We start from the raw sequence: 211 nt of genomic DNA, 5'->3' as shown, positions 1-211 counted from the left end.
GTTCGATTCCCCTAGGGCCTGCCATCGGTGTGATTATCCAGAGCAAGCCGCCCTCCGGGGCGGTTTTTGTTTTTGTGCAGGCTGGTTTTGACGCGATCACAACCGTGTCTGTAACGGGCTGGCGGAACCTGCAAAACGCCGCTTGCCACTCACAGACGGGACCGGTATACGACCGCTCCCGACGCGCTGCGGGCCCTTCGTCTATCGGTTA

It is taken from the genome of Oceanicaulis sp. UBA6590 (assembly GCF_002433705.1).
Lineage (GTDB): Bacteria > Pseudomonadota > Alphaproteobacteria > Caulobacterales > Maricaulaceae > Oceanicaulis.
The sequence above is the reverse complement of the archived record's forward strand: the minus strand, read 5'-3'. Positions refer to the sequence as shown.